This window comes from Candidatus Collinsella stercoripullorum, assembly GCF_027669965.1.
GTDB classification, from domain to species: domain Bacteria; phylum Actinomycetota; class Coriobacteriia; order Coriobacteriales; family Coriobacteriaceae; genus Collinsella; species Collinsella stercoripullorum.
In genome coordinates this window covers 1-25,001 of record NZ_JAQECM010000030.1, presented here as the reverse complement: position 1 = coordinate 25,001, position 25,001 = coordinate 1, and the positions used below count along the sequence as shown (strand labels likewise).

General features: G+C 69.5%; 31 protein-coding genes. 2 read left to right on the top strand and 29 right to left on the bottom strand.

Annotated features, from left to right (window positions below; all coding sequences use genetic code 11):
• On the bottom strand, nucleotides 1–408 hold a 408-nt coding region (locus PHA29_RS07050; protein ID WP_270848861.1), incomplete at its 3' end, for a peptidase U32 family protein.
• Between the two features lie 204 nt (nucleotides 409–612).
• Here PHA29_RS07050 and PHA29_RS07045 point away from each other — a divergent pair.
• Nucleotides 613–3,489, top strand: coding sequence for a transglycosylase domain-containing protein (locus PHA29_RS07045; RefSeq protein WP_270848859.1), 2,877 nt, complete (start codon nucleotides 613–615; stop codon nucleotides 3,487–3,489).
• Nucleotides 3,490–3,604: 115 nt separating this feature from the next.
• On the opposite strand, the gene PHA29_RS07040 is transcribed toward PHA29_RS07045, so the two are convergent.
• The 27 genes from PHA29_RS07040 to yqeB all read right to left on the bottom strand — a co-directional run bounded on the left by PHA29_RS07040 (nucleotide 3,605) and on the right by yqeB (nucleotide 22,581).
• Complete coding sequence (locus tag PHA29_RS07040) at nucleotides 3,605–3,727, bottom strand: hypothetical protein (protein WP_270573956.1); 123 nt, start codon at nucleotides 3,725–3,727, stop codon at nucleotides 3,605–3,607.
• Complete coding sequence (locus PHA29_RS07035; protein WP_270405083.1) at nucleotides 3,724–4,161, bottom strand: arginine repressor; 438 nt, start codon at nucleotides 4,159–4,161, stop codon at nucleotides 3,724–3,726. The genes PHA29_RS07040 and PHA29_RS07035 overlap by 4 nt, the downstream gene beginning before the upstream one ends.
• A gap of 211 nt (nucleotides 4,162–4,372) precedes the next feature.
• Nucleotides 4,373–5,404 carry a glycosyltransferase family 2 protein gene (locus PHA29_RS07030; protein WP_270848857.1) on the bottom strand — a complete coding sequence of 344 codons (1,032 nt, stop codon included), beginning with the start codon at nucleotides 5,402–5,404 and terminating at the stop codon, nucleotides 4,373–4,375.
• Nucleotides 5,405–5,538: 134 nt separating this feature from the next.
• Nucleotides 5,539–6,411 carry a tRNA pseudouridine(38-40) synthase TruA gene (truA, locus tag PHA29_RS07025; RefSeq protein ID WP_270848855.1) on the bottom strand — a complete coding sequence of 291 codons (873 nt, stop codon included), beginning with the start codon at nucleotides 6,409–6,411 and terminating at the stop codon, nucleotides 5,539–5,541.
• A 29-nt stretch (nucleotides 6,412–6,440) separates the two neighbouring features.
• Nucleotides 6,441–7,238 carry an energy-coupling factor transporter transmembrane component T family protein gene (locus PHA29_RS07020; RefSeq protein ID WP_270848853.1) on the bottom strand — a complete coding sequence of 266 codons (798 nt, stop codon included), beginning with the start codon at nucleotides 7,236–7,238 and terminating at the stop codon, nucleotides 6,441–6,443.
• Nucleotides 7,235–8,914, bottom strand: a complete 1,680-nt coding sequence (locus PHA29_RS07015) for an ABC transporter ATP-binding protein (protein ID WP_270848851.1) — start codon at nucleotides 8,912–8,914, stop codon at nucleotides 7,235–7,237. Before PHA29_RS07015 ends, PHA29_RS07020 begins: the two co-directional genes overlap by 4 nt.
• An 84-nt stretch (nucleotides 8,915–8,998) precedes the next feature.
• A complete protein-coding gene (gene rplQ / locus PHA29_RS07010) occupies nucleotides 8,999–9,496 on the bottom strand; it encodes a 50S ribosomal protein L17 (RefSeq protein ID WP_270573949.1) in 498 nt (165 codons plus the stop codon).
• Between the two features lie 29 nt (nucleotides 9,497–9,525).
• Nucleotides 9,526–10,467 (bottom strand): DNA-directed RNA polymerase subunit alpha, encoded by a 942-nt coding sequence (locus tag PHA29_RS07005; RefSeq protein ID WP_270405077.1) that lies wholly within the window; start codon nucleotides 10,465–10,467, stop codon nucleotides 9,526–9,528.
• Nucleotides 10,468–10,499: 32 nt separating this feature from the next.
• A complete protein-coding gene (gene rpsD / locus PHA29_RS07000) occupies nucleotides 10,500–11,093 on the bottom strand; it encodes a 30S ribosomal protein S4 (protein WP_270405076.1) in 594 nt (197 codons plus the stop codon).
• A gap of 20 nt (nucleotides 11,094–11,113) precedes the next feature.
• Nucleotides 11,114–11,521 (bottom strand): 30S ribosomal protein S11, encoded by a 408-nt coding sequence (gene rpsK, locus PHA29_RS06995; protein WP_270405075.1) that lies wholly within the window; start codon nucleotides 11,519–11,521, stop codon nucleotides 11,114–11,116.
• Between the two features lie 16 nt (nucleotides 11,522–11,537).
• Nucleotides 11,538–11,912, bottom strand: coding sequence for a 30S ribosomal protein S13 (rpsM, locus tag PHA29_RS06990; protein ID WP_270405074.1), 375 nt, complete (start codon nucleotides 11,910–11,912; stop codon nucleotides 11,538–11,540).
• Between the two features lie 15 nt (nucleotides 11,913–11,927).
• A complete protein-coding gene (gene rpmJ / locus PHA29_RS06985; RefSeq protein ID WP_006363204.1) occupies nucleotides 11,928–12,041 on the bottom strand; it encodes a 50S ribosomal protein L36 in 114 nt (37 codons plus the stop codon).
• 158 nt (nucleotides 12,042–12,199) lie between these two features.
• The gene (gene infA / locus PHA29_RS06980; RefSeq protein WP_144743292.1) at nucleotides 12,200–12,418 is read right to left on the bottom strand and encodes a translation initiation factor IF-1; all 219 of its coding nucleotides are present in this window, start codon (nucleotides 12,416–12,418) and stop codon (nucleotides 12,200–12,202) included.
• A 243-nt stretch (nucleotides 12,419–12,661) separates the two neighbouring features.
• On the bottom strand, nucleotides 12,662–13,450 hold the full coding sequence (map, locus tag PHA29_RS06975) for a type I methionyl aminopeptidase (RefSeq protein WP_270848847.1): 789 nt from the start codon (nucleotides 13,448–13,450) through the stop codon (nucleotides 12,662–12,664).
• Nucleotides 13,447–14,073, bottom strand: coding sequence for an adenylate kinase (locus PHA29_RS06970; RefSeq protein WP_270848846.1), 627 nt, complete (start codon nucleotides 14,071–14,073; stop codon nucleotides 13,447–13,449). Before PHA29_RS06970 ends, map begins: the two co-directional genes overlap by 4 nt.
• Before the next feature lie 45 nt (nucleotides 14,074–14,118).
• A complete protein-coding gene (gene secY / locus PHA29_RS06965; protein WP_270405071.1) occupies nucleotides 14,119–15,408 on the bottom strand; it encodes a preprotein translocase subunit SecY in 1,290 nt (429 codons plus the stop codon).
• Nucleotides 15,402–15,851 carry a 50S ribosomal protein L15 gene (gene rplO / locus PHA29_RS06960; protein ID WP_270405070.1) on the bottom strand — a complete coding sequence of 150 codons (450 nt, stop codon included), beginning with the start codon at nucleotides 15,849–15,851 and terminating at the stop codon, nucleotides 15,402–15,404. Before rplO ends, secY begins: the two co-directional genes overlap by 7 nt.
• Before the next feature lie 2 nt (nucleotides 15,852–15,853).
• On the bottom strand, nucleotides 15,854–16,036 hold the full coding sequence (rpmD, locus tag PHA29_RS06955; RefSeq protein ID WP_072415187.1) for a 50S ribosomal protein L30: 183 nt from the start codon (nucleotides 16,034–16,036) through the stop codon (nucleotides 15,854–15,856).
• Between the two features lie 2 nt (nucleotides 16,037–16,038).
• Complete coding sequence (gene rpsE / locus PHA29_RS06950; RefSeq protein WP_270405069.1) at nucleotides 16,039–16,563, bottom strand: 30S ribosomal protein S5; 525 nt, start codon at nucleotides 16,561–16,563, stop codon at nucleotides 16,039–16,041.
• A gap of 13 nt (nucleotides 16,564–16,576) precedes the next feature.
• Nucleotides 16,577–16,939 (bottom strand): 50S ribosomal protein L18, encoded by a 363-nt coding sequence (rplR, locus tag PHA29_RS06945; RefSeq protein WP_270405068.1) that lies wholly within the window; start codon nucleotides 16,937–16,939, stop codon nucleotides 16,577–16,579.
• A 72-nt stretch (nucleotides 16,940–17,011) separates the two neighbouring features.
• Nucleotides 17,012–17,548, bottom strand: coding sequence for a 50S ribosomal protein L6 (gene rplF, locus PHA29_RS06940; RefSeq protein ID WP_270405067.1), 537 nt, complete (start codon nucleotides 17,546–17,548; stop codon nucleotides 17,012–17,014).
• A gap of 33 nt (nucleotides 17,549–17,581) precedes the next feature.
• Nucleotides 17,582–17,980: a 30S ribosomal protein S8 gene (gene rpsH, locus PHA29_RS06935; protein ID WP_270405066.1), complete on the bottom strand. Its 399-nt coding sequence runs from the start codon at nucleotides 17,978–17,980 to the stop codon at nucleotides 17,582–17,584.
• 125 nt (nucleotides 17,981–18,105) lie between these two features.
• Nucleotides 18,106–18,291 carry a type Z 30S ribosomal protein S14 gene (locus PHA29_RS06930; RefSeq protein ID WP_039910329.1) on the bottom strand — a complete coding sequence of 62 codons (186 nt, stop codon included), beginning with the start codon at nucleotides 18,289–18,291 and terminating at the stop codon, nucleotides 18,106–18,108.
• An 84-nt stretch (nucleotides 18,292–18,375) separates the two neighbouring features.
• Nucleotides 18,376–18,933: a 50S ribosomal protein L5 gene (rplE, locus tag PHA29_RS06925; protein ID WP_270405065.1), complete on the bottom strand. Its 558-nt coding sequence runs from the start codon at nucleotides 18,931–18,933 to the stop codon at nucleotides 18,376–18,378.
• A 278-nt stretch (nucleotides 18,934–19,211) separates the two neighbouring features.
• Nucleotides 19,212–20,417 carry a MalY/PatB family protein gene (locus tag PHA29_RS06920; protein ID WP_270405064.1) on the bottom strand — a complete coding sequence of 402 codons (1,206 nt, stop codon included), beginning with the start codon at nucleotides 20,415–20,417 and terminating at the stop codon, nucleotides 19,212–19,214.
• A 211-nt stretch (nucleotides 20,418–20,628) separates the two neighbouring features.
• Nucleotides 20,629–21,657 carry an XdhC family protein gene (locus PHA29_RS06915; protein WP_270405063.1) on the bottom strand — a complete coding sequence of 343 codons (1,029 nt, stop codon included), beginning with the start codon at nucleotides 21,655–21,657 and terminating at the stop codon, nucleotides 20,629–20,631.
• A gap of 126 nt (nucleotides 21,658–21,783) precedes the next feature.
• Nucleotides 21,784–22,581, bottom strand: coding sequence for a selenium-dependent molybdenum cofactor biosynthesis protein YqeB (gene yqeB, locus PHA29_RS06910; protein WP_270405062.1), 798 nt, complete (start codon nucleotides 22,579–22,581; stop codon nucleotides 21,784–21,786).
• Nucleotides 22,582–22,723: 142 nt separating this feature from the next.
• On the opposite strand from yqeB, the gene yqeC reads away from it, so the two are divergent.
• On the top strand, nucleotides 22,724–23,431 hold the full coding sequence (yqeC, locus tag PHA29_RS06905) for a selenium cofactor biosynthesis protein YqeC (protein WP_270848842.1): 708 nt from the start codon (nucleotides 22,724–22,726) through the stop codon (nucleotides 23,429–23,431).
• 31 nt (nucleotides 23,432–23,462) lie between these two features.
• On the opposite strand, the gene hydA is transcribed toward yqeC, so the two are convergent.
• A complete protein-coding gene (gene hydA, locus PHA29_RS06900; protein ID WP_270405060.1) occupies nucleotides 23,463–24,827 on the bottom strand; it encodes a dihydropyrimidinase in 1,365 nt (454 codons plus the stop codon).
• Nucleotides 24,828–25,001 lie beyond the last annotated feature (174 nt).

Here is a 25,001-nt window from a genome sequence, read left to right as displayed (position 1 = left end):
GCGCGCGGGGCCCGCCAGCAGCGCCGCGCGGGCGGACATGACGCCCGCCTGCGTCGAGAGGTGGAGCTCGAGGTCGGGCAGCTCCTCGCGCAGGAGGCGGGCGAGGCCGGCGTCCGCCACGATGAGCGCGTCCGCGCCGGCGTCGCGGGCCGCCCGGGCGAGCGCGAGGGCGCGCGGGGCCTCCCCCTCGCGCAGGTAGACGTTCTCGGTGACGTAGACGCGCGCGCCGCGGGCGTGGGCGAGGGCGCAGGCGCGCGCGAGGTCCGCCTCGGTCAGGTCGCACGCGGCCGCGCGGGCGTTCAGGGCGCCGAGCCCCGTGTAGACGGCGTCCGCCCCGGCCGCGAGCGCGGCGAGCAGCGCGTCGAGCGAGCCGGCGGGCGCCAGCAGCTCGGGTATCCGGGCCTTCATCGACCCTCCCCTCCCGTCGCGGCCGGTGCGCCCGAGGCGGGGCACCGGGAGTCCGCGCTATGCAATCGGTCTGTAATTTCCCGCAGCACAGCATACCGGAGCCTGCGCGCCGAGATGTTGCGCTAATGTAACAACATCTATGTACGTCACGTCCCGGCACGCGCGCCCGCCGCGCCGGCCGGGGCATACGGTTGGAGGTCTGCCATGGGTCCTCGCGAGCGCCACTCGCGCCACCGCTCCAAGACGCATATGCTCCCGATCGTCATCGGGTCGTTCTTCGGGTTCTTCCTGCTGTTCTGCGTCGCCTTCGGCATCGGGATGATCGGCAACGTCAACCGCTGGCTGTCCGACCTCCCGGACTACACGGACGCGGACAACTACATGGTCTCCGAGCCCACGAGCATCCTGGACGCCAACGGCAACGAGATCGCCAGCCTCTACGTCCAGAACCGCGAGAGCGTCACCTACGACCAGATCTCTCCCTACGTGCTCCAGGGCACAGTCTCCACCGAGGACGAGCGCTTCTACCAGCATAACGGCGTCGACATCCTCGGCATCATGCGCGCCGTGGTGGTCCAGCTCACCGGCGGCTCCGAGGGCGCCTCGACCATCACCCAGCAGCTCGTGCGCAACACGATCCTGTCGGAGGAGCAGTTCGACAACACCATCGAGCGCAAGGTCCGCGAGGCGTGGATCGCCATCCAGATGGAGAAGATCTTCTCCAAGGAGGAGATCCTCACCATGTACCTCAACACCATCTACTACGGCTACGGCGCCTACGGCATCCAGGCCGCCGCGCAGACCTACTTCTCCAAGAACGCCTCCGACCTCACCCTCGCCGAGGCCGCGCTGCTCGTCGGCCTGCCCAACGCGCCCTCCCAGTACGATCCCACCGTCAACCCTGACCTCGCGGTGCAGCGCCGCAACATCGTCCTGTCGCGCATGGTGCGCAACGGGGTCATCTCCCAGGAGGAGGCCGACGCCGCCTCCGCCGAGGAGCTCGTGCTGAACGTGACCGAGCAGCCCATGAACGGCACCTACGCCTACCCCTACTTCGTCGACTACGTCAAGAACCTGCTGTCCGACGAGTTCTCCACCGATGTGCTGTTCGCCGGCGGCCTCACGATCCAGACCACGATCGACCCCACGATCCAGGCGGCGGCCGAGCAGGCGGCCTACAGCCAGATGGACGGCCTGGGCGTCGACGGGCTCGACGTCGGCATGACGGTGATCGACCCCGACACCGGCTACATCCTGGCGATGGTCGGCGGACGCGACTACTACTCGACCGACGAGCACATCAACCACGCCACCTCGCGCCGCTCGACCGGCTCGTCCTTCAAGGCGGTCACGCTGGCCGCCGCCATCGAGGACGGCATGGATCCGTACAACACCTACATCAACTGCAACTCCCCCGTCACCATCACCGACGACTACACGCTGCAGAACTACGGCGGCTACTCCTACGGCACCCTGTCGCTCGCGGAGGCCACGGCGCGCTCGTCGAATACCGGGTACGTGCAGGTGGCGCTCGCCATCGGCAACGACAAGGTCATCGACATGGCCGAGCGCCTCGGCATCGACACCGACGCCGCGCAGATGGACCAGAGCGCCGCGTCCCTCACCCTGACCGGCGGCGCCGTGGGCTGCTCCACCCTCGAGATGTCGGAGGCCTTCGCCACCTTCGCCGCCGGCGGCGAGCACCGCGACGCCGTGGCGATCACGCAGATCACGAACCGCTCCGGCGAGGTGCTCTACCAGCACACGGACTCCCCCGAGAAGGTCATCTCCGAGGAGGTCGCCCAGGAGGTCAACAACGTGCTGGAGACCGTCCTGCGCAGCGGCGGCACCGGCTCGTCGGGATACCCCTACGACATCAACCAGCCCGTCGCGGGCAAGACCGGCACCGGCGGCAGCGCGAGCGACACGACCGACCTGTGGTTCTGCGGCTACACCCCGCAGCTGTCCGTCTCCATCTGGGTGGGCCGCTCCCTCACCAACGAGGCGATCCCCTACCTGCACACCCAGGACACCGTGCTGCCCATCTTCCAGGACTTCATGAACGCCGTCCTCGCCGACACCCCGCGCGAGGAGTTCCCCTCCACCGATAAGCAGGTCACCTACAAGCCGAGCAGCGAATGGGACTTCGTCGGCGGCAACTTCGGCGCCTCCGACGCGACCGAGGAGGAGACCGAGGGGGGGGAGACGACCGAGGAGACCGACGGCACCGAATCGACCGACATCGGCAACGGCAACACGAGCGGCACCACCCCCACCACGCCCGGCGGCGGCAACACCGGTTCGGGCGGCAACACCGGTTCGGGCGGCAACACCGGTTCGGGCGGCAACACCGGTTCGGGCGGCAACACCGGTTCGGGCGGCAACACCGGTTCGGGCGGCAACACCGGTTCGGGCGGCAACACCGGTTCGGGCGGCAACACCGGTTCGGGCGGCAACACCGGTTCGGGCGGCAACACCGGTTCGGGCGGCAACACCGGTTCGGGCGGCAACACCGGTTCGGGCGGCAACACCGGTTCGGGCGGCAACACCGGTTCGGGCGGCAACACCGGTTCGGGCGGCAACACCGGTTCGGGCGGCAACACCGGTTCGGGCGGCAACACCGGTTCGGGCGGCAACACCGGTTCGGGCGGCAACACCGGTTCGGGCGGCAACACCGGTTCGGGCGGCAACACCGGTTCGGGCGGCAACACCGGTTCGGGCGGCAACACCGGTTCGGGCGGCAACACCGGTTCGGGCGGCAACACCGGTTCGGGCGGCAACACCGGTTCGGGCGGCAACACCGGTTCGGGCGGCAACACCGGTTCGGGCGGCAACACCGGTTCGGGCGGCAACACCGGTTCGGGCGGCAACACCGGTTCGGGCGGCAACACCGGTTCGGGCGGCAACACCGGTTCCGGCGGCAACACCGGTTCGGGCGGGAACGGCGGGTCCGGCGGCAACACCGGTTCGGGCGGGAACGGCGGGTCCGGCGGCAACACCGGTTCCGGCTCGGGCAACGAGCCCACCGGCCCCAAGCCGAATCCCGAACCGAAACCGGAGCCCACCCCGCTCACCTCATAGCCGGCTGAAACGAAACGGCCCCCGACGCATCGGGGGCCGTTTTCATAGGCGGGGATCGGGTTCGCCCTGAGATAGGAGGGCCGGGCGATCGGGAGATGCCCGCGGGCTCCCGGGACTAGGACCGGGAGCGGCGCCAGGCCCTCAGGCGGATGCAGTACCAGGCGAGCAGGGCGACGAGCGCGATGGGGAGCAGCAGGACGAGGGAGATCAGCAGGACGTGCAAAAGGGCGATGCTCACTTGCGGACGCTCCCCAGCTTGGTGATCATGGCCTCGAGGCGCTCGCCGTCGGCGGCCGTGCGGGCGATGACCAGGATGGTGTCGTTGCCGGCGAGCGAGCCGAGCACGTCGGGGAGCTCCGCCGCGTCGATCGCGGCGGCGATGCCCGAGGCGGTGCCGGGCTGGGCCTTGACGAGCACAAGGTTGTCCGCGCGCGTCACGTCCACGACGAGCTCGGAGGTCATGCGCTGGAGATGCAGGTCCTCGGCGAGCACGTAGACGCCCTCGGGCAGCTTGCGCAGGCCCATGTCGGCGATGTCGCGCGACACCGTCGCCTGGGTGCAGTCGAAGCCGCATTTCTTGAGCTCCTCGACCAGCATGCGCTGGGTGCGCACGTCCTTGTTGCGAACGATCTCGCGGATCGCGTCCTGTCGTCCGTTGCGCTTCTTGGCCATGGCTCGTCCGTCCTCCCATGCTCTCGTCTCATATCTGCGTACGTACTTTATCCGTATGGAGCGTCCGAGCGCGACGGCACGGTGCGATTTAACACGCATGACTCAAAACACCATAAACTGACGGATTTAGTCCTATTAGCTGCATAGGATAGCGGGAAAGCGAAGCGAACGCGCATATCTGCCCGGGGCGGCGCGCCGGGCGGGCGCGGCCCTACAGGATGGGGCCGATGGGCAGGTGCGACACGCGCGCGATCTCGCGCAGGCGCGAACCCATGCAGCAGCCGGACGCGTTGCGCTGCGCCATGGGCTTGTACATGATGCCGAACTCGCGGGCGGCGGGGGCCACGGCGGCGAGCGACGCCTGAGCGTCCTCGGCGTCGATGATGTCCTGCACGCGCTCCATGCGCTCGATCGACGAGATGGCGCTCGATCCCACGCTCGCGTTGTCGATGCACTCGATGAGTCGGCGGACGTGCCTGCGGTGGACGGGGCCCGCGGCGGCGGGGTCGTGGCGGAGGCCCCAGCGGTCCAGAAGCCCCATCATGATGCCGTGCTCGCGGGCGCAGCGCGCCGCGAACCCCGGGTCGAAGGGGCGGGCGCCGCCCACACCGAAGGTGACCGCATGGTAGCAGGCCCCCTCGCACACCCCGACCCGCTCCGCATCCTCGAGGCAGGAGGCGACGAGTGCGAGGCCGCTTTCATCGGCGTCGAGGGCCGCCCGGCGCTCGAGCACGAGGCCGCGGTCGAGCAGCACGCCCGCCGCGCCCGCGACGATACCGCGCTCGTAGAGGTCGGGGACGCCGCGGCGGACCGCCGGACGGCCCTCCAGCACGGAGGTGGGCGCCTGGCGGCGGCGCGTGGCGCACGCCTCGCCCCGCTTGTCCCAGGCGTCCTCGCAGCGCACGGGGAACGCGCACGCGAGACGCCCGTCGTCGGCGAAGGAGACCAGCTGCTCGAGGAAACCGGGGGCGAGCCAGTCGTCCTGGCCCATGAAGACCACGCCCGAGCCCCGTGCGGCGTCGAGCGCCGCCCTGAGCGCCGGCGCGCGGTCCGTCCCGTCCATGCGGACGAGCTCGACGCGGATATCGCGGTCATGGAAGCTTTCGAGTATGGAGGCGGTGCGGTCGGTGGACGCGCAGTCCGCCACGACGAGCTGGAGGTCGGCGAAGGACTGGTTGAGCACGCTCTCGACCGTGCGCACAAGATGGCCCGCGCCGTCGCGGACGGCGAGAATCAAAGACACGCGCGGTCGCTTTGCTGCTCGATGGGCCACGTCAGCCTCCCGAAGGAATCTCCAACGTGCCCATGGTACCACCCGCCCATCGGCGCAGGTTGCCAAAGCGGCCCGCGCGGCGGCGCGTTCAGATGAATCACATGTTACAGCGGCCGGAGCGCCCCCTCGTCGTACTCGACGCCCATGAAGCACAGGCCGCAGGCGGGTGCGGTGGGGCCCGCGGCGGCGCGGTCCCGGGCGGCGAGCACCTCGTCCATCCAAGCGGGGTCGCGCCGGCCGCCGCCGATCTCGACGAGCGTGCCGACGATCGTGCGCACCATGGAATGGAGGAAGGCGTTGCCGCGGATGGTGAAGGCCAGGCACTCCTCCCCCAGGTTGCGCTCGGTGCGGAAGTCGGCGCTCATCACGTTGCGGCAGGTGGGCTTGCCGACCGCCGAGGAGGTCTTGCAGAAGCTCTTGAAGTCGCGCTCCCCCAGGATGCGCGCGGCGGCGTCCTCCATGGCGCCCACATCGAGCGCGCCGCGGTGCCACCAGGTGACCGAACGGGTGAGCAGCGGCGGCGCGTCGCCCGTCGCGATGCGGTAGGTGTAGGTGCGCGAGCGCGCGTCGAACCGGGCGGAGAACCCCGGATCGGCGCGCAGGACCGCGCTGACGGCGATATCGTGCGGGAGCAGCGCCGCGAAGGCGCGCATGAGGCGTCGCTCGCCGATCCCGAGCTCCTCGGCGCTCACCGGGAAGCTCACGTACTGCGCGACGGCGTGGACCCCCGCGTCGGTGCGCCCCGCGCAGGTGATGTCGACCTCGCGGCGCAGAAAGGTCTCGAGCGCGCGGCGGAGCTCCCCCGCCACGGTCGCGATCCTCCCGTCGGGCTGCTCGGCGAACCCCGAGTACGCCGTCCCGTCATAGCCGAGCCGCAGCACGATCGTGCCGCCGTCGGCCCCGCGCGGTCCCGCGCCCCCCTCGGGCGGCGTCGCGCCGCACGGGCGCCCCTCCTCGGCTTGCAGGCCCTCTGTCATGGAAGCTCCTCGGTCTCTCGGTCGATCGGTCAGATGCAGGCGGCCGCGGTCGGGATCGCCAGGCACACCGCCAGCCCCGCGGCGAGCACGACGCGGTCCCGGGCCGGCAGCGGAGCGCGCTCCGCGGCCGGCGCCCCGTCAGCATAACACCGCGCGGCCATGGACTCCCCCAGGCGGTCGGCGCGCCGGAACAGGCTCACCACGAGCGGCGTGAGGACGGACGCCCACGCCCTCACGCGGGCGACGACGCCGCCGCGGTCGAAGTCCACCCCGCGCGACCGCTGGGCGAGCCTGATGCGGTCGAACTCCTCCGACACGATGGGGATGAACCGCAGGGCGAGCGAGAGCATGAGGCCGATCTCCGCCACCGGGACGCCGACGCGGCGCAGCGGGGACATCAGCCGGGTGCAGGCGTCCGCGAGCTGCGGCGGGGTGGTCGAGGCGGAGACGGCGAGCGCCAGGCCGAGCAGGACCGCGACCCGGAACACGGCGGACAGGCCCCGCAGCGCGCCGGCGGTGTCGATGCCGACGGGGCCCGCCAGCGCGATGTCGCCGTGGCCGTCCAGGGCGAGCGCGTTGGCGGCGAAGGTGAACGCCAGGATGACGGCGACCGGGGCGAGCGCGCCCAGGAAGGACCGCGGGTCCATGCGCGCCAGGCCCCAGCTCGCGACGAGGAGCACCGCCCAGAGCGCGAGAGCGGGCGAGGCCCCCGTGGCGAACGCCGACACGGTCGCGGCGAGCAGCAGGACGATCTTCACGCGGGCGTCGACCCGGGCGGCGGGCGTGTCGCGGGCCACGAACGACCCGAGCGGTGACGAGATCCTCATCGGGCACCCCCTTCCAGCGCGCGCCCGAGGCGCGCGGCGAGCTCGATCGACAGGGGCGGGCGCATGCCGGCGGCCTCGAAGGCCCCAGGGCTCCGCACGAGGTCTTCGGGAGCCCCCTCCCAGACGATGCGGCCGGACCCCATGAGCACCGCGCGGTCCGCCTCGCCCAGCCACTCCTCGAGGTCGTGGCTGATCACGGCGACGGCCGCCCCGCTGCGGGCGAGGTCGCGCGCGAGCGCGTGGAGCGCTCCCCTGCCCGCCGCATCGAGGCCGGCGGTCGGCTCGTCGAGCAGGTAGGCCGCCGCGCCGAGCGCCACGACCGAGGCCACCGCGACGCGGCGCGCCTGCCCGCCCGACAGGTCGAAGGGATAGCGATCCAGAAGCTCGGGGCCGATCCCCGCCAGCGCGCAGGCCCGCTCGACGCGACGGGAGGTCTCGTCGGGGTCGCATCCGAGGTTGCGCGGGGCGAAGGCGAGCTCGTCGCGGACGCTCTCGCAGAACAGCTGGTCCTCGGGGCGCTGGAAGGCCACGCCGACCTCCCCGACGCGGGGCGCCCGGCCGCCGACCAGGACCTCCCCCGCGTCCGCGGGCAGAAGACCGGAGGCGACGCAGGCGAGCGTCGACTTGCCCGAACCGGACCGCCCGGCCACGAGCAGGACCTCGCCCGCCGCGACCTCGAGATCGACCGCGTCGAGCGCCCGGGCGCCGTCCCCGTAGGAGAACGAGACGCCGCGCAGGCGGACGCAGGGCGCCTTCGGGGTACGCCCCGCGTCACCGCGCCCCGCCCCGTCCCGTGCTCCCCCGCCCAGCAGCCGGCGCACGCGCCCGACCTCCTCGCGCGCCACCTCGCCGCGCCCGTAGGACGCGATGAGGCGCTCCACGGCGAGCTCCGGGTCGCAGCACGCCGACGGGGCGCATCCGAGGCCGTGGACGGCCCTCAGGGCCTCGACAAGAGGGCCGCGGACCACCGTGCGGTCCCACAGCCCGGACCGCTCGGACAGCAGCGCGGCCGGCTCGCCGTCGAAGACGACGCGTCCGCCATCGAGCACCACCGCGCGATCCGAGCCGAGAACCTCCACCGGGTCGTGGGTCACCTGGATCACGCCGACGCCGCGCTTCGCGGCGAGCGAGCGCACGAGGGCGCGGAACGCCGGGCGGGCGGTCGAGTCCAGCATGGAGGACGCCTCGTCGAGCACGAGGTAGGAGGGTTCCATCGCCAGGACGCCGGCGAGCGCGAGCAGCTGCTGCTCGCCGCCGGAGAGCGCCCCCGTGTCGCGGTCGATGAAACCGTCGAGCCCCACCGCGCCGAGGGCGGCCTCCACGCGGCGCGCGACCTCGTCCGGTCCGAGACCGAGGTTGCGGGGACCGAAGGCGACCTCGTCGGCCACGACGGTGGAGACGATCTGGTCGCTGGGGTGCTGGCGGACCAGGCCGACCGCCCGGCGGACCTCCCGCCGGTCGTCGGCGCCCCGGGCGGGGTCGATGCCGTCGACGGTGCAGTTGCCCTCGTCCGCGAGGCGCATGCCGCACAGCAGCTGCGCGAGCGTGGACTTGCCCGATCCGTTGGAGCCCACGAGCGCGACCACGGAGCCGCGCTCGATGCGCAGGTCGATGCCGTCGAGCGCCGCCGGCTCCCCGTCCCGGTAGCGCACGCGCGCGGCGCTCACCTCGATCATTCGCACATCCCCTCTCGTCTCCCGGTACCAAAAAGGGCACGCCTCGCGACGTGCCCTTGCATACCATGAACCGGCGGTTCCAGGTTACTCGGCCGAAGCCTCGGTCTCCTCGGCGGGAGCCTCCTCGGTCGCGGCCTCCTCGACGGGAGCCTCCTCGACCTTCTTGGGGGCCTTCTTCGGAGCGGAGGCCTTCGCGGGAGCGGCGGCCTTCTTGACGACGGGCTCGGTGACGAGCTCGATGATGACCATCTCGGCGTTGTCGCCCTTACGGGTGCCGAGCTTCATGATGCGGGTGTAACCGCCGTTGCGGTCGGCCCACATGCCCTGAGCGGCCTTGTCGAAGATCTCCTTCACCAGGTCCTTGTCGCCGAGCTTGGCGATGGCCAGGCGGCGGGAGTGCAGGTCGCCCTTCTTGGCCCAGGTGATGATGGGCTCGGCGTAGCTGCGCAGCGCCTTGGCGCGGGTGATGGTGGTCTTGATGCGGTCGTTGGTGAAGAGCGCCTGGGCCAGGCTCTTCTTCATGGCCTTGGTGTGGCTCGCGTCGGTGCCGAGCTTCAGGCCCTTCTTCCTGTTGTGACGCATTGGTTAGTCTCCTCTATAACACAGGGCGCTTACGCCTTGAGGCTCAGCCCCATGGACTCAAGCTTGTCCTTGACTTCCTCGATCGACTTGACGCCGAAGTTGCGGATGTTGAGCAGGTCGTTCTCAGAGAACTCGACGAGCTGGCGCACCGAATGGATGCTCGCGCGCTTCAGGCAGTTGTAGGAGCGCACGGAGAGGTCGAGATCCTCGATCTGCTTGTCGAGCTCAGCGTTGTCGCTGGTGGTCTCGGGTGCGAAGATCGAGACCTCCTCCTCCGCCTCGGGGGCGTCGGCGAGGTTCATGAAGGCGGCCATGTGCTGGTTGATGATGTTCGCAGCCGAGACGACGGCCTCACGCGGGGTGATGGCGCCGTTGGTCTCGATCTCCAGCACGAGGCGGTCGTAGTCGGTGTGCTGACCGACGCGGCACGCCTCGACGAGCTTGGCGCAGCGGCGGACCGGCGAGTAGAGCGAGTCGACGCAGATGACGCCGATCGGGTCGTTGTCGCGCTTGTTGCCCTCGTAGGACACGTAGCCGCGGCCGTAGCCGATGCGCATGCTCATGGTGAGGTGACCGCCCTCGTTGAGGGTGGCGATATGCTGGTCGGGATTGACGAGCTCGAACTCCGAAGGGATGAAGAAGTCCGCACCGGTGACCTCGCAGGGACCGTCGACCGAGATGGTCGCGGTGCCCTCGTCGGTCGTGCCGAGCGAACGGAACACCAGGCCCTTGACGTTCAGGACGATGTCCGTGACATCCTCGACCATGTTCGGGATGGTCATGAACTCGTGCTGGGCGCCATCGATCTGGATGGCCTCCACCGCGGCGCCCTCGAGGGAGGACAGCAGCACGCGGCGGAGCGAGTTGCCCAGTGTGTCGCCGTAGCCGCGCTCGAGCGGCTCGACGGACACGCGGGCGGACGTCTCGTTGATCTCCTCGACCTGAACCTGAGGCCTAATGAATTCTGACATGTATTACCTCCAGCCTCAGCAGTCCGGATGGACTACTTAGAGTAGAGCTCGACGATGAGCTGCTCGTTGATATCGCCGCTGATCTGCTCGCGCGCCGGGATGGACAGCACGTTGCCGGACAGCTTCTCGATATCGACCTCGAGCCAACCGGGGACCTCGAAGCGCTCGGAGGAGATGAGGGCCTCCTTGATGGGAAGGAGGTCGCGGAACTTCTCGCCGACGGCGACGACGTCGCCGGGCTTGACCTGGTAGGAGGGGATGTCGACGCGGCGGCCGTTCACGGTGAAGTGGCCGTGGCGCACGGTCTGACGGGCCTCCTTGCGGGTGCGGGCGAAGCCGAGGCGGAACACGACGTTATCGAGACGGCACTCGAGCAGCTTCATGAGGTTCTCGCCGGTGACGCCGGGCATCTTGCGGGCGCGGACGAAGTAGGTGTGGAACTGCTTCTCGAGCACGCCGTAGATGAACTTGACCTTCTGCTTCTCGCGCAGCTGCATGCCGTACTCGGATTCCTTGCGGCGACGCTTGGGCTGACGCTTGGATTCCTTGCCGCTGTAGCCGAGCTCAGCGGGATCGATCCCGAGCTGACGGCAGCGCTTGAGAACCGGAGTCCTATCGATTGCCATAGTTTATCGATCCTTTCGAGTTACACGCGGCGACGCTTCTTGGGGCGGCAGCCGTTGTGCGGGATGGGGGTCTTGTCCTGGATGCTCGAGACCTCGAGGCCGGCGGCCTGGAGGGAGCGGATGGCGGTCTCGCGACCGGAGCCGGGGCCCTTCACGAAGACGGCGACCTTGTGCATGCCGTGCTCCATGGCGATCTTGGCGCAGGCCTCGGCGGCCATCTGCGCGGCGAACGGCGTGGACTTGCGGGAGCCCTTGAAGCCGACGGTGCCGGCGGACTTCCAGGCGATGACGTTGCCCTGGGCGTCGGTGATCGACACGATCGTGTTGTTGAAGGTCGAGCGGATGTGGGCCTGACCCACGGAGATGTTCTTGCGGTCGGAGCGCTTGATGCGAGCAGCCTGGCCGCGCTTGTTCTTAGCAGTAGCCATAGGTAGTCAGTCTCCCTTATTTCTTCTTCTTGGCACCGATCTGACGCTTCGGACCCTTGCGGGTACGGGCGTTGGTGTGGGTGCGCTGGCCGCGGACAGGGAGGCCCTTGCGGTGACGCAGGCCGCGGTTGCAGCCGATGTCCATGAGGCGCTTGACGTTCTGGTTGCGCTCACGGCGGAGGTCACCCTCGACCATGATGTGGTTCTGGTCGATGTACTTGCGGATCTTGTCGACCTCTTCCTCGGTGAGGTCGCGGACGCGGGTATCGACGTTGATACCGCAGTCGTTGCAGATCTTGGTGGCGGTGGTGCGGCCGATGCCGTAGATGTAGGTCAGACCGATCTCAACGCGCTTCTCGCGCGGAAGGTCGACACCATTGATACGGGCCAACGTTGGTCTCCTCTCTTAGCCCTGACGCTGCTTGTGACGGGGGTTCTCGCAGATGACGAGGACCTTGCCGTGGCGCCGGATGATCTTGCACTTATCGCACATCTTCTTGACCGAAGGACGTACCTTCATCGTTCTTCCTCTCGGTAGTGCTCAAACTACAAAATGGTGGAATGATCTATCTACTCGCCCAGCCGCAGGCGTGAACAACTGATGGCTGGCCCGCATGCCAAGACGACCGTGAGGCTGAGCGGTCCTCGCGATCGTCGGGATGCGCTATGTCGCCGTCGCTACTTGTAGCGATAGGTGATGCGACCGCGGGTGAGATCGTACGGGGAGAGCTCCACGACGACCTTGTCACCCGGGAGAATGCGGATGTAGTTCATGCGGATCTTGCCCGAGATGGAGCAGAGGACCGAATGACCGTTCTCGAGCTCGACGCGGAACATGGCGTTGGGCAGCGGCTCGGTTACCTTGCCCTCGAGTTCGATAGCATCTTCCTTCTTCAAAGCAATCATCTTTCTCTAGAAAACGACAGCAGTAGAGAATATTAGCAAAGAATACGGTGCCCGGGACCTTTCCGTAAAGGCTCCACATTCGAATGGCGCAGCGGACCTGATGGAAACATAGCGGGCGGGCCGGGAAAATGGGGACAGGCACTTTTTTCCCAACGGCTGGGAAAAAAGTGCCTGTCCCCATTTTCCCGGCCCGCCCCCAGGTTCCCGGTGCCCCCGATTTCCCAGGGTCCGCTCCTAGAGCTGGCCGCCCTGCATGGAGCACCAGGGGCCGCGCTCGTCGACGGTCAGGATGACCGGGCCGTCGTCGGTGATGGCGATGGTGTTCTCGTAGTGGGCTGCGGCGAGGTGGTCGTTGGTGGTCACGACCCAGCCGTCGGCGCCGGTGGTCACGTGGTTCGTGCCGAGGGTGATCATCGGCTCGATCGCGATGACCATGCCGGCGGCGAGGCGCACGCCCCTCCCCTTCTTGCCGTAGTTCGGCACGTTGGGGTCCTCGTGCATCACGCGGCCCACGCCGTGGCCGACGTAGTCGCGCAGCACGCCGTAGCCATGGCTCTCGGCGAGCGTCTGCACCGCGTGACCGATGTCGCCGATGTGGTTGCCCGGCACGGCCTGCTCGATACCCGCCTTGAGGCAGTCGCGCGTGACCTCGCACAGGGCCTTGACCTCATCGGAGGGGTTGCCGCAGTAGAAGGTCCACGCGTTGTCCCCCACCCAGCCGTCCACGATGGCGCCGGTGTCGACGGAGATGATGTCGCCGTCGCGCAGGATGACGTCGGGGTTGGGGATGCCGTGGACGACCTGGTCGTTCACGGAGGCGCAGATGGTCCCGGGGAACCCGCCGTAGCCCTTGAAGGCGGGCGTGCCCCCGTGCATGCGGATGATCTGCTCGGCGAGCTGGTCGAGCTCGAAGGTGGAGACGCCGGGGCGGACCATGGCGCCGACGCGCCGGAGCGCCATCTTGGACAGCGCCCCGGCCTTCTTCATCTGCTCGATCTCAGCCGAGGACTTGATCTTGATCATAGACCGAGGACTTCCTTCGCACGCGCGTAGACGTCGTCGATGGCGCCGGTGCCGTCGACGATCTTGAGCTTGCCCTGGCCGCGGTAGTACTCCACGAGCGGGGCGGTGTTCTTCTCGTAGACGTCGAGGCGGTTGGCGATCGTCTCGGGCTTGTCGTCGTCGCGCTGGTACATCTCGCCACCGCACTTGGGGCAGGTCTCGTCCGCGGCGGTGCCGGTGTAGCCGCAGTCGCGGCAGGCGCGGCGCGCGGAGAGGCGGCCGATGATCACGTCGGATGCGACGTCGACCAGAAGCGCGCAGTCGAGCTCGCGATGGAGGCCGGACAGCTCGGAGTCGAGCGTGACGGCCTGCATGGTGTTGCGCGGGAAGCCGTCGAGGATGAAGCCCTTCCGGGCGTCGTCGGCGGCGAGGCGCTCCTTCACGAGGTCGATGACGAGCTGGTCGGGGACGAGCTCGCCGGCGTCCATGTACTTCTTGGCCTGGACGCCCAGCTCCGTGCCGCCCTTGACGGCGGCGCGCAGAAGGTCGCCGGTGGAGATGTGTGCGACGCCGAACTCGGCGACGAGCTGTTGGGCGAGGGTGCCCTTACCGGCACCGGGGGCTCCCAGCAAAACAAGGTTCATGGTTGCCTGCCTTTCTTGCGCTTGACGGTGCTTACCCGACGGGGCCTACTTGAAGAACCCGTCGTAATCGTACATCTTGAGCTGGCTCTCCACCTTGGCGATGGTGTCCATGACGACGCCGACCATGATCAGCACGGAGGTGCCGCCGAAGGCCTGGATCAGCTGGTTGCCCGTGAACGAGAACACGATCGACGGGACGATGGCGATGAAGGCCAGGAACACGGCGGAGGGCAGCGTGATCTTGGAGAGTGCGTTCTTGATGTAGGCGGCGGTGGCGCGGCCCGGGCGGACGCCGGGGATGAAGCCGCCCTGCTTCTTCAGGTTCTCCGCGGTGTCCTCGGGGTTGAAGACCATGGAGGTGTAGAAGTACGCGAAGAAGACGATCAGCACGACGTTCAGGATCCAGTTGATCCAACCGCTCGACAGGGCGCCCGCGAAGGCCTGGACCCAGCCCACGCCGGGGAAGAACACGGCGAGCTGTGCGGGCAGGTACAGGATCGCGCTGGCGAAGATGATGGGGATGACGCCCGCGGTGTTCACCTTGATGGGCAGGTACGTGGACTGACCGCCCATGATGCGGCGACCGACCACGCGCTTGGCGTACTGCACCGGGATGCGGCGCTGGCCGCGCTCGATGAAGACGATGAGCGGGATCACGCACAGGATGATCACGAAGATCACCGCGGTGAGGACGATGCTCGCCGTGCCGCCGTCGCTGACGGAGGAGAAGATGGCCTGCGGGAGGCCGGCCATGATGTTGGCGAAGATGATCAGGCTCATGCCGTTGCCGATGCCGCGCTGGGTGATGAGCTCGCCGATCCACATGATCAGCATGGCGCCGGCCACGAGGGTGCCGACGACCATGATGTCGAAGATGACCTCGGGGGCGTCCGCGCCGTTGAACTGGATGCCGAAGCTCTTGAACAGGAAGAGGTAGCCCACGGCGTTCAGGAGCGCGAGCGCGAGCGTGAGGTAGCGCGAGTACTGGGTGATCTTGGTCTGGCCGACCTCGCCCTCGCGCGCGAGCTCATGCAGGCTCGGCACGACGCTCTGCAGCATCTGCATGATGATGGAGCTCGTGATGTAGGGCATGATGCCCAGGGAGAACACCGAGACGTAGGACAGGGCGCCGCCGGAGAACAGATTCAGCAGGGCCATCGCACCGCCGGCGATGGAATCGTTGGCGGATGCGAAAAGGCCCGTCATCCCCTGGAAGGGGATGCCGGGCACGGGCACGTGCGCACCGATACGGTACAGCACGAGCATGGCGATGGTGAACATGATCTTCCCGCGCAGCTCCTTGATACGGAATGCGTTTTGAAGACCAGTTAGCACGGCAGCTCGACCTTTCCGCCGGCGGCCTCGATCTTGGCCTTGGCGGAAGCCGAAGCCTTATCGACCTTGACCGTGAGCTTCTTGGTGAGCTCGCCGTCGCCGAGGACCTTGACGGGCTCGAACTCCTTCTTGATGATGCCGGCGGCCTTGAGGGCCGCGCCGTCCACCACGGCGCCGTCCTCGAACTTGAGCTCGAGGGTGGAGAGGTTCACGGGTGTGAACTCGATGCGGCGGGGGTTGCGGAAGCCGGGGAGCTTGGGCAGGCGCATCGCGAGCGGGGTCTGGCCGCCCTCGAAGCCGGCGCCCTTGGTGCCGCCGGAGCGGGAGCCCTGGCCGTTCTGGCCGCGGCCCGCATAGGTGCCCTGGCCGGACGAGTTGCCGCGGCCGACGCGCTTGCGCTTATGCGTGGAGCCCGCGTTGGGCTTAAGATCGTGAAGCTGCATTGCTACTCCTCTACAATCTCGACAAGGTGCTTGACCTTGAAGATCATGCCGCGGACGCTCTCGTTGTCGGCGATCTCGCGGACCTCGCGGATACGATGGAGGCCGAGGGCGCGCACGGTCCTCTTCTGGTCCTCCTTGCAGCCGTTGATGCTGCGGACCTGCTGGATCTTGATGGTCTTAGCCATGCCTACTTCTCCTTCCCGACGAACATCTCGGAGACGGTGAGACCGCGGCGGGCGGCGACGTCCTCGGGGCTGGAGAGCTCCTTGAGGCCCTCGGCAGCAGCCTTGATGATGTTCAGGCCGTTGTCGGTGCCCAGGGACTTGGCCAGCACGTTCTTGATGCCGGCAAGCTCGAACAGCGGGCGGACCGCGCCGCCGGCGATGACGCCGGTACCCTCGACAGCGGGCTTGATGATGATGCGACCGGCGCCGAAGTGGCCGATGACATCATGGGGGATGGTGCCGTCCTCGGTGACCGGGACGTGGAACATGTTCTTCTTGGCGTCGAGCGAGGCCTTGGAGATGGCCAGGGGCACCTCGGCGGACTTGCCCATGCCGAGGCCCACGTTGCCCTTGCCGTCACCCACGACCACGAGGGCCACGAGGGACATGCGGCGACCGCCCTTGACGGTCTTGGAAACACGGTTGATGAAGACGACGCGCTCCTCGAACTCGGAGGCCTCGCGCTGCTGCTTTTGATTACGAGCCATAGCTACATACCTCCTAGAACTTCAGGCCGGCGGCGCGGGCGCCATCGGCGAGGGCCTTGACGCGGCCGTGATAGATGCGGCCGCCGCGGTCGAAGGTGACGGCGTCGATGCCGGCCTCGAGGGCGCGCTTGCCCACGATCTCGCCGACCTTCTCGGCAGCCTCCTTGTTCGAGGTGGTCATACCCTCGAACTCCTTCTCGAGCGTCGAGGCGGAGACCAGGGTGTGGCCCTTGGTGTCGTCGACGATCTGAGCGTAGATGTTGGCGTTGGTACGGGTGACGCGCAGGCGCGGGCGCTCCGGGGTGCCGAAGATCTTGCCGCGGACGCGACGCTGGCGACGCTTGAGGCCTTCCCTCTTCGCCTTCTGCTTATCCATAGCGAAACTCCTTCGATGAGATGTGCCGGCACCTGACGGGGTACCGGTCTTACAGCGTGACGGCGGCTACCGTTACTTGGCGGCCTTACCGAGCTTGCGGCGGATGTGCTCACCCACGTAGTGGATGCCCTTGCCCTTGTAGGGCTCGGGCGGACGCTTGGAGCGGATCTCGGCCGCGACCTGGCCGACCTGCTGCTTGCTGATGCCCTTCACGTTGATGTGCGTGTTGTCGGGCACCTCGAAGGTGATGCCCTCGGGGGCATCGTAGGTCACGGGGTGGGAGTAACCCAGGGACAGATCGAGGGTGCTGCCCTTGAGCGCGACACGGTAGCCGACGCCCGCGAGCTCGAGGGACTTGCTGAAGCCCTCGGAGACGCCCACGACCATGTTGTGGATCAGCGCGCGGGTGAGGCCGTGCATGGCGCGGGTCTCGCGCTCGTCGTCCGGACGGGAGACGGTCAGCACGTTGTCCTCGACGCTGATGGTGAGCTTGCTGTAGAAATCGTTCTCAAGGGTGCCCTTGGGGCCCTTGACGGTCACATGGGTGCCGTTGACTGCCACATCGACTCCGGCGGGAATCTGGACAGGCTTGTTACCGATACGAGACACGGGAATATCCTTTCCTTCTACCAGCCGAACCCGTTACCAGACGAAGGCGATGACCTCGCCGCCGACACCCGTGGCGCGGGCGTCGCGGTCGGTCATGACGCCGCGGCTGGTGGAGATGATCGCGGTGCCGAGGCCGCCGCGGACGCGGGGCAGGTCGGCGACGCCGGCGTACTTGCGCAGACCCGGCTTGGAGATGCGCTTGATGCCGTTGATGACCTTCTGCTTCTTGGGACCGTACTTGAGGGTGATGTGGAGGGTCTTCTGCGGCTCGGTGTCCTCGACCGTGTAGCCGGAGATGTAGCCCTCCTCGTAGATGACGCGCGCGATCTCCACGAGCTTCTTGCTGCTCGGCATGGAGACCTCGGCCTTGTTCGCAGAGTTCGCGTTGCGAATGCGCGTAAGCATATCTGCGATCGGGTCAGTGACGTTCATGCAGATTCTCCTTCGTTCTTGATGAACCTGTGCCACCGGTTCTCATCCACCCGTAGCGGACGAGCCTAACCTGGCACGATCTTCCGTGCGACGCGGAGCGCGGCTCCGCGCGCGCTGGCAGTGACTTACCAGCTGGCCTTCTTGATGCCGGGAAGTTCGCCCTTGAGCGCAAGCTCGCGGAAGCAGACACGGCACAGCCCGAACTTGCGGTAGACCGAATGCGGACGGCCGCAGCGCTGGCAGCGGGTGTACTCGCGCGTGGAGAACTTCTGCTTGCGGTTGCACTTGACGATCATCGATGTCTTAGCCACTTATTTCCTCCTCACATTGCTGTATCAGAGCACCGGACGGGCGGCGCGCCGTCTGCGCGCCGCCCGGAGCCGGAGCAGATGAACCTATTTCTTGAACGGGAAGCCGAACGCGTCGAGAAGCGCGCGGGCCTCCTCATCGGTGTTGGCGGTGGTCACGATGGTGATGTCCATACCGCGGGTGCGGTCGACGGAGTCGAAGTCGATCTCCGGGAAGATGAGCTGCTCGGTGACGCCCATGGAGAAGTTGCCGCGGCCGTCGAAGCTCTTGGGGGAGATGCCGCGGAAGTCGCGGATACGGGGGATCGCCACGGAGGTCAGGCGGTCGAAGAACTCCCACATGCGGTCGCCGCGCAGGGTGACCTTGGCGCCGATCGGCATGCCGGCGCGCAGGTGGAAGGAGGCGATGGACTTGCGGGCACGGGTGACCATCGGCTGCTGGCCGGTGATGGTGCGCAGGTCGCGGACGGCGCCCTCGATGGCCTTGGAATCGGTCGCGGCCTCGCCGACGCCCATGTTCACGACGATCTTCTCGATCTTCGGGATCATCATGACGTTCTTGTAGTTGAACTTGTCCTGCATCTGCTGCTTGACCTCGTTGACGTACTTCGTCTTGAGGCGCGGGACGTACTTCTCCTCTGCCATGTTCACTCCTTCTTGGGGTTTTACGCACGGGGCGTGGCTTTGCGCTTGACGGCCGGTATGCGCGGCCTCGCGCTTCGCTGTCCTCGTGCCTCCTGCCGCGACCGCACCGGGTATGGCTGACCGGCACGACGATGCACCGGCAGGAGCCGGGCAATACGAGTCGGTATGATACGCGCATGCCGTCCGCGATGTCACGAAAAGCTCACGTACGGCGGAAATCCACATTTCGCGGCCGCGCGCGGGCCCGTGCGGCGCGGGGCTTCGCGCGCCTGCGCGCCCTACGCGTTGAACACGTACCGGTCCAGGCGCTCCAAGGCCTCCCGCACGCGCGAGAGCGGCAGCGCCAGGTTCATGCGGATGTGGCACGGCCCGTGGAAGGGCCGCCCGTCCTGCCAGCCCACGCCCACGCGCCAGCCGGCGCGCAGCAGGTCGTCCAGGCTCGCGCCTCGGGCCGCGCACCACGCGGTGCAGTCCAGGAAGAGCATGTAGGTGCCCTCGGGCCTGGAGAGCGCGACGCCATCGAAGCGCTCGGCGATGTAGCGGCACGCGAAGTCGACGTTGCCCGCGATGACCTCGCGCAGCTCGTCCAGCCACGCCCGCCCCTCGGCGCCGTAGGCGCCCATGAGGGCGTGCATGGACAGGACGTTCATCGCGTTGTAATGGGATTTCGACGCTTGGGCCGCGATGCGGTCGCGCAGGTACCCGTTGTAGACGATGCGGTAGCCGCCCACGAGCCCCGCCAGGTTGAAGGTCTTGGAGGGCGCGTAGAGCGCGACGGTGCGCATGCGCGCGTCCTCGGAGACGGACTGGGTCGGGACGTGCCGGTGACCGGGCAGGATGATGTCGGACCAGATCTCGTCGGAGATCACCACGCAGTCGTGCCTCCGATAGATCTCCATGGCGCGCTCGACCTCGTCGCGCTCCCACACGCGGCCCGTGGGGTTATGCGGCGAGCAGAAGATGGCGGCGTGGACGGAGCACTCGGACAGCACCCGCTCCATGTCGTCGAAGTCCATGCGCCAGACGCCGCCGCCATCGAGCCTGAGCGGCGAGTGGACGATGCGGAACCCCGCGTTGGCGAGCGCGTTGGTGAAGCCGATGTAGGTGGGGCTGTGGACGAGCACCTCGTCGCCGGGCGCCGCGAAGGCCTTGAGCGCGGAGATGACACCGCCCAGCACGCCGTTCTCGTAGCCGATGTGCTTGGGCTCGAGGTCCTCGACGCCGTTGCGAAGGCTCTGCCACTCGACGATCTTGGCGAAATACTCCTCGCGGGGTGCGAAGTACCCGAAGTGCGGCTGCCTGACGCGCTCGATGACGGCCTCCTGGATGGCAGGGACCACCGGGAAGTTCATGTCGGCGACCCACATGGGGATGAAGTCGAAGCCCGCCTCGGGCGCCTCGGGCGCCGCTCCGGAGCCGAGCCCGTCCACGGCCAGGGCGTCCTGCCCGTGCCGCTCGATGATCGTGGTGAAGTCGTAGGTCATGCGCATCCTTTCGAACGCGTCCGCGGGGCGGCGGGCGCAGGGGACTCGTCGCACCGATGATACCGCTCCGGGCATGCCCCGGCGCGCCCCTCCCCATCCGACGCGCGATCGCACGCGGCGGGATGCGCCCCGCCTCGACCGAGGGAGACGCCGGCCGGCCGCGCTCGCGCCGGGCGCCGCCGCGGCGGGACGCGGATCGATCGGCGTCCCCCTAATGCGGACGCGGGACGATGACGGTCCTGCGATGCGCGATCATCTCGGCGGCGATGCTGACGGCGATCTCCTCCGGCGTCTCGGCATGGATGGGGAGGCCGACGGGCATGTGGAGCCGCTCGACCTCCTCGGGCGGGAAGCCGTCTTCCCCCAGGCGGGCGCGCACGAAGGCCGTCTTGCGCCTGCTGCCGAGGCAGCCCAGGTACGAGGGGTGCGCGGCCATCGCCTGGGACACGACCTCGTAATCGGAGGCGTGGCCGGCGGTCGCCGAGACCACGAGGTCGCGTGGGCCGATGGGGCAGGTCGCGGCGAGGTCCGCGTAGTCGACGAGCCGACGGTCCGCGGCATGGGGCACGAGCTCGGGGGCCAGCATCTCGGGCCGGTCGTCGCAGGCGACGACCGCGAAGCCCGCCGCGAAGAGCGCGGAGGCGAGCGCGCGGCCCACGTGCCCGCAGCCGAAGATGTAGGCGAGCCCCTCGGGGCACAGCGGCTCGACGTAGACGCCCCCCGCCATGCCGGCGACGGGCGCCCCCGGGCCGACGGGGCGCTCGATCCGGATGCCGAGCGGCCCCGTGCAGGTGCGGGCGCTCCCGGCGCCGTGCGCGGGCGCGTCGGGCGCGGGCTCGCCGAGCGGGGAGGCGTCCACGACCAGCGCGCCCTCGCCGCGCGTGCGCAGGACCTCCCCCGCCTCGTCGAGCACGGGAAGCGATGTCGCATCCATATAGAGGTAGAGCAGGTCGATGGAGCCGCCGCAGATCATCCCGGTATCGCTCGACGGCCCGCCCATGGTGTAGCGCACCGCGCGGCTGCACCGGCTCGACAGCAGCTCCGCGGCCTCGCGCTGGGCGAGCCCCTCCACCTTGCCGCCGCCCACCGTGCCGGCGAACGCGCCGTCGGGGAGCGCCGCCATCCAGGCCCCCGCCGAGCGCGGGCTCGACCCCTGCGTCCCCGTGACGATCACGAGCTCGGCGCGCCCGCGCTCCCGCACCGCGCCGCGCAGACGGTCGACGATCTCCAGCTTCTCCATGGAAAGCCTCCCTCCCCGGCGCCGGGCCCGCACGGCCCGCGCCGCTCCTCCCCGCCCCGCGGAACGCGCCCCGCGGACGGCGGGCCATGCCGGCCCGCCCCGGACGACGGCACCGGACGACGCCGCCTACCGGTCGCGCAGCCGCCCCGTAAAGTGGCAGAGCGCCTCGAGCACGCCGCCGCCCACGGCGCTCGCCTTGTCGGACGCCGTCGCGCAGAACGACGCGTCCCCGCGCGGGTCGATGTCCCCCGCCTTCATGCCCTTGAACGCGGGCACGCCGGGCGCCAGCAGTCCGCGCAGGACGCCGTCGATGGTCGCCCGCATGGGCTCGCCGGCGACGCTCCCCACGACCTCCCCCGCACGGACCAGGTCCCCGATCTCTCTCACGCACACGAACGGGCCGTCGGCGGGGCTGCGCAGCACGCGCTCGGCGCCCGCCCCCGCGATCACGCCCGGCACCCCGGTGTTGGCCGCGGGCGAGCCCTCGTAGAGCACGCGCCCCAGGTAATGGCCGCGCTTGGTCTCCACGGCGGCATGGCAGTCGACCCCCGCCGTGAACCCCGGCCCCACGCCGACGACCACGGGCGCCATGTCGATCGAGGTCCCCAGGTTGCGCTTGGCGAGGATGGCGTCGACCACCGCGTCGGGCGCGAGGTCGCCGACGAGGCGCGCCGCGGGGTCCACCGCCACGGCGACCTCCCCGGCGGCGAGCGCGCCGGCCGCCTCCGCCGCCGAGGCGACCAGGCGGGCGCGCACGTCCTCGACCTGCGCGGTGCCGCAGCGGACCGCCTCGCTGAAGGCGACCGTCCGGCGGATGCAGGTCGGCTCCGCGATGTCGGCCATCACCACGTCGATGCCCGCCCGGTGCAGGCGCAGCGCGATGCCCGTGGCGATGTCCCCCGCCCCCCTGATGTATGCCAGCATGCCCGTTTCGTCCTTTCGCTCCGCGGGGCGCATGGGCCCCTGCCGATAATGGTACCGTGTCTGCCAAGCATCCGCTGTACTCTCGCGGGCGCCGGCGCGAAGGCGCCGTGCGGCGCCCGCGCCCAAAGGGAAGGCGAGGCACATGAACACCGAACGCACCACAGACCTCACCGATCTTCTGCAGCCCGTCCGCGGCATCACCGCCGTGATCGGGGGCGGCGGCAAGTCCACCCTGCTCGCGACCGGCGGGCGCGGCCTCGCGGCGCGGGGCGCGCGCACGCTGCTGGCGACCTCCACCCGCATGTTCCCCGCCGAGGGGGTCCCGCTCGCCGCCTCCCCGCGCGAGCTGCCCGGCGACGCCGGCGGCCTCGCCCAGGTCGGCCGGGTGGAGCGCGGGACGGGCAAGCTCGCGGAGCCCGACGCCGGCTGGGACGAGCTCGCCGCCGCGGCCGAGTACGTCCTGGTCGAGGCGGACGGCTCGCGGGGGCTGCCCTTCAAGGCCCACAACGAGTACGAGCCGGTCATCCCCGAGGGCTGCTCGCGCATCGTCTACGTGGTGGGCGCCTCGGGCTTCGAGCTCCCCGTGTACGACATCGTCCACCGGCCCCAGGTCTTCCGCCGGCTCACGGGGTGCGCCCCCTACGAGCCCGCGACGCCCGAGCTGGTTGCCCGCGGCATCGCCGCCGAGGGCCTCGTCGGCATGCCCGACGACCTCGTCGTGGTGAACCAGGTGGAGACCGACGGGGCGCTCGCGGCCGCCCGGGCGCTCGCGGCCGCGCTGGCCCCGGTCCTGACCTGCCCGGTCTTCGCGGGGAGCCTGCGCGCCGGAAGGCTCGTCCGGCTGGCGTGACCCCCTGGAGCGCCCCGGTCGGCCGGACCCCCTACCGGCTCACATACGTCCCGGGGCGCGCCCCCGTCGGCGCCCCGTCGCGCGCCGCGAGCACGCCGCCCACATACACCAGATGCGCCCGCCCGTGCGCCTCCATGCCCTCGTAGGGCGTGTAGTCCACGGCCTGCTGCTGGGTGGCGGCGGAGATGGTCCAGCGCGCCCGCGGGTCCCACACGCACACGTCCGCGTCGGCACCCGGCGCCAGGCGGCCCTTCCTCGGCCACATCCCGAAGACCCGCGCGGGCCCCTCGCTCATGAGGCGGGCGAGCTCGACCGGGCCGAGCCGGCCCTCGAACGCCGTCGCCATCACGGCGGGGCGGTGCTCGATGCCCGGGCCCCCGTTGGGGATGCGGGTGAAGTCGCCGCGGCCGCGGTCCTTCTGGCCGTGCAGGTTGAACGAGCAGTGGTCGGTGGCGATGGAGTCGACCTCCCCGGCGAGCACGGCCGCGCGCAGGGCGCGCACGTCGGACGGCTTGCGCAGCGGCGGGCTCATGACGTACTTGGCGCCCGCGAACCCGTCGTCGCCCTCCTCGAGGTAGCGCGTGTCGTCCAGGGTGAGGTACTGCGGGCAGGTCTCGACGAAGACCCCCCGCTGGCCCCGTGCGCGCGCCGCGCGCACGGCCTCGAGGCCGAGCTCGGTCGACAGGTGCACGACGTTCACCCGGGCGCCCGCGATGGACGCCAGGTAGAGCAGGCGGCTGACGGCGTCCGCCTCGGCTTCGGCCGGGCGCGAGAGCGGATGGCCCTCGGGGCCGGTGATGCCGCGGGCGAGCACCGCGCGCTGCAGCTCGTCGACCACGTCGCCGTTCTCGCAGTGGACGCACAGCACGGCGTCGAGCTCGCGCACCGCCTCCAGGCAGCGCAGGGTCTCGGCGTCGGTCAGGCGCAGATGGTCGTAGGCGAGGTAGGTCTTGAACGAGCTCACGCCCGCCTCGCGCATGCGGCGCATCTGCCCGGGCGAGTCGTCGCCCCACTCCGCGATGGCCATGTGGAACCCGTAGTTGGCGGTGCAGGCCCCGTCGGCGCGGCGATGCCACTCGGCGAGCGCCTCGTCCATGGTCACGCCGCGGTCCGCCGTGGCGTAGTCCACGATCGTGGTGGTGCCGCCGCAGGCCGCGGCGCGCGTCCCCGTCTCGAAGCTGTCGGCCGTCCAGTCCATGCCGGTCCAGCACTGCAGGTGGGTGTGGGCGTCGATGAGGCCGGGGAGCACCCAGCACCCCGTCGCGTCCTCGACCGTGTCGGACGGGCCGGGCTCGATGCGGGCCGCGACCTCGACGATCCTCCCCCCGTCGAGCGCGATGTCGCCCCGACGAAGGCCCTCGGGCGTCACGAGGGCGCCGTTTGCGATGATGATCATGGCATCTCACCTCTCCAGTCACAGGTTCCGCCGCCCCGCAGCGCCCGCTCGGCGGCGCGCAGGTCGTCCGGGACGTCGACATCGAGCAGCTCCTCGGCGCGGCGCGCCTCCACCAGCCCCGCGCCGACCGCGCCCGAGCGCAGCAGGCCCGCCCCGCCCTCGCCGCCCCGCAGG

Bases quoted from the DNA above. Each gene is read 5' to 3' on its own strand.
- truA (WP_270848855.1), bottom strand. From the start codon at position 6,411: ATGACAGAGGGCCTGCAAGCCGAGGAGGGGCGCCCGTGCGGCGCGACG.
- PHA29_RS07035 (WP_270405083.1), bottom strand. From the start codon at position 4,161: ATGGCCAAGAAGCGCAACGGACGACAGGACGCGATCCGCGAGATCGTT.
- PHA29_RS06915 (WP_270405063.1), bottom strand. From the start codon at position 21,657: ATGGAGAAGCTGGAGATCGTCGACCGTCTGCGCGGCGCGGTGCGGGAG.
- PHA29_RS07020 (WP_270848853.1), bottom strand. From the start codon at position 7,238: ATGAGGATCTCGTCACCGCTCGGGTCGTTCGTGGCCCGCGACACGCCC.
- yqeB (WP_270405062.1), bottom strand. From the start codon at position 22,581: ATGCTGGCATACATCAGGGGGGCGGGGGACATCGCCACGGGCATCGCG.
- rpsH (WP_270405066.1), bottom strand. From the start codon at position 17,980: ATGAACGTCACTGACCCGATCGCAGATATGCTTACGCGCATTCGCAAC.
- rpmD (WP_072415187.1), bottom strand. From the start codon at position 16,036: ATGGCTAAGACCATCAAGATCCAGCAGGTCCGCAGCATCAACGGCTGC.
- PHA29_RS07015 (WP_270848851.1), bottom strand. From the start codon at position 8,914: ATGATCGAGGTGAGCGCCGCGCGCGTGCGCTACCGGGACGGGGAGCCG.
- PHA29_RS07005 (WP_270405077.1), bottom strand. From the start codon at position 10,467: ATGTCAGAATTCATTAGGCCTCAGGTTCAGGTCGAGGAGATCAACGAG.
- rpsD (WP_270405076.1), bottom strand. From the start codon at position 11,093: ATGGCAATCGATAGGACTCCGGTTCTCAAGCGCTGCCGTCAGCTCGGG.
- map (WP_270848847.1), bottom strand. From the start codon at position 13,450: ATGATCAAGATCAAGTCCTCGGCTGAGATCGAGCAGATGAAGAAGGCC.
- rplE (WP_270405065.1), bottom strand. From the start codon at position 18,933: ATGGCAGAGGAGAAGTACGTCCCGCGCCTCAAGACGAAGTACGTCAAC.
- PHA29_RS06970 (WP_270848846.1), bottom strand. From the start codon at position 14,073: ATGAACCTTGTTTTGCTGGGAGCCCCCGGTGCCGGTAAGGGCACCCTC.
- PHA29_RS06920 (WP_270405064.1), bottom strand. From the start codon at position 20,417: ATGACCTACGACTTCACCACGATCATCGAGCGGCACGGGCAGGACGCC.
- rpsE (WP_270405069.1), bottom strand. From the start codon at position 16,563: ATGGCTCGTAATCAAAAGCAGCAGCGCGAGGCCTCCGAGTTCGAGGAG.
- rplR (WP_270405068.1), bottom strand. From the start codon at position 16,939: ATGGATAAGCAGAAGGCGAAGAGGGAAGGCCTCAAGCGTCGCCAGCGT.
- rpsK (WP_270405075.1), bottom strand. From the start codon at position 11,521: ATGGCTACTGCTAAGAACAAGCGCGGCCAGGCTGCTCGCATCAAGCGC.
- hydA (WP_270405060.1), bottom strand. From the start codon at position 24,827: ATGATCATCATCGCAAACGGCGCCCTCGTGACGCCCGAGGGCCTTCGT.
- yqeC (WP_270848842.1), top strand. From the start codon at position 22,724: ATGAACACCGAACGCACCACAGACCTCACCGATCTTCTGCAGCCCGTC.
- rpmJ (WP_006363204.1), bottom strand. From the start codon at position 12,041: ATGAAGGTACGTCCTTCGGTCAAGAAGATGTGCGATAAGTGCAAGATC.
- rplQ (WP_270573949.1), bottom strand. From the start codon at position 9,496: ATGCGTCACAACAGGAAGAAGGGCCTGAAGCTCGGCACCGACGCGAGC.
- PHA29_RS07045 (WP_270848859.1), top strand. From the start codon at position 613: ATGGGTCCTCGCGAGCGCCACTCGCGCCACCGCTCCAAGACGCATATG.
- rplO (WP_270405070.1), bottom strand. From the start codon at position 15,851: ATGCAGCTTCACGATCTTAAGCCCAACGCGGGCTCCACGCATAAGCGC.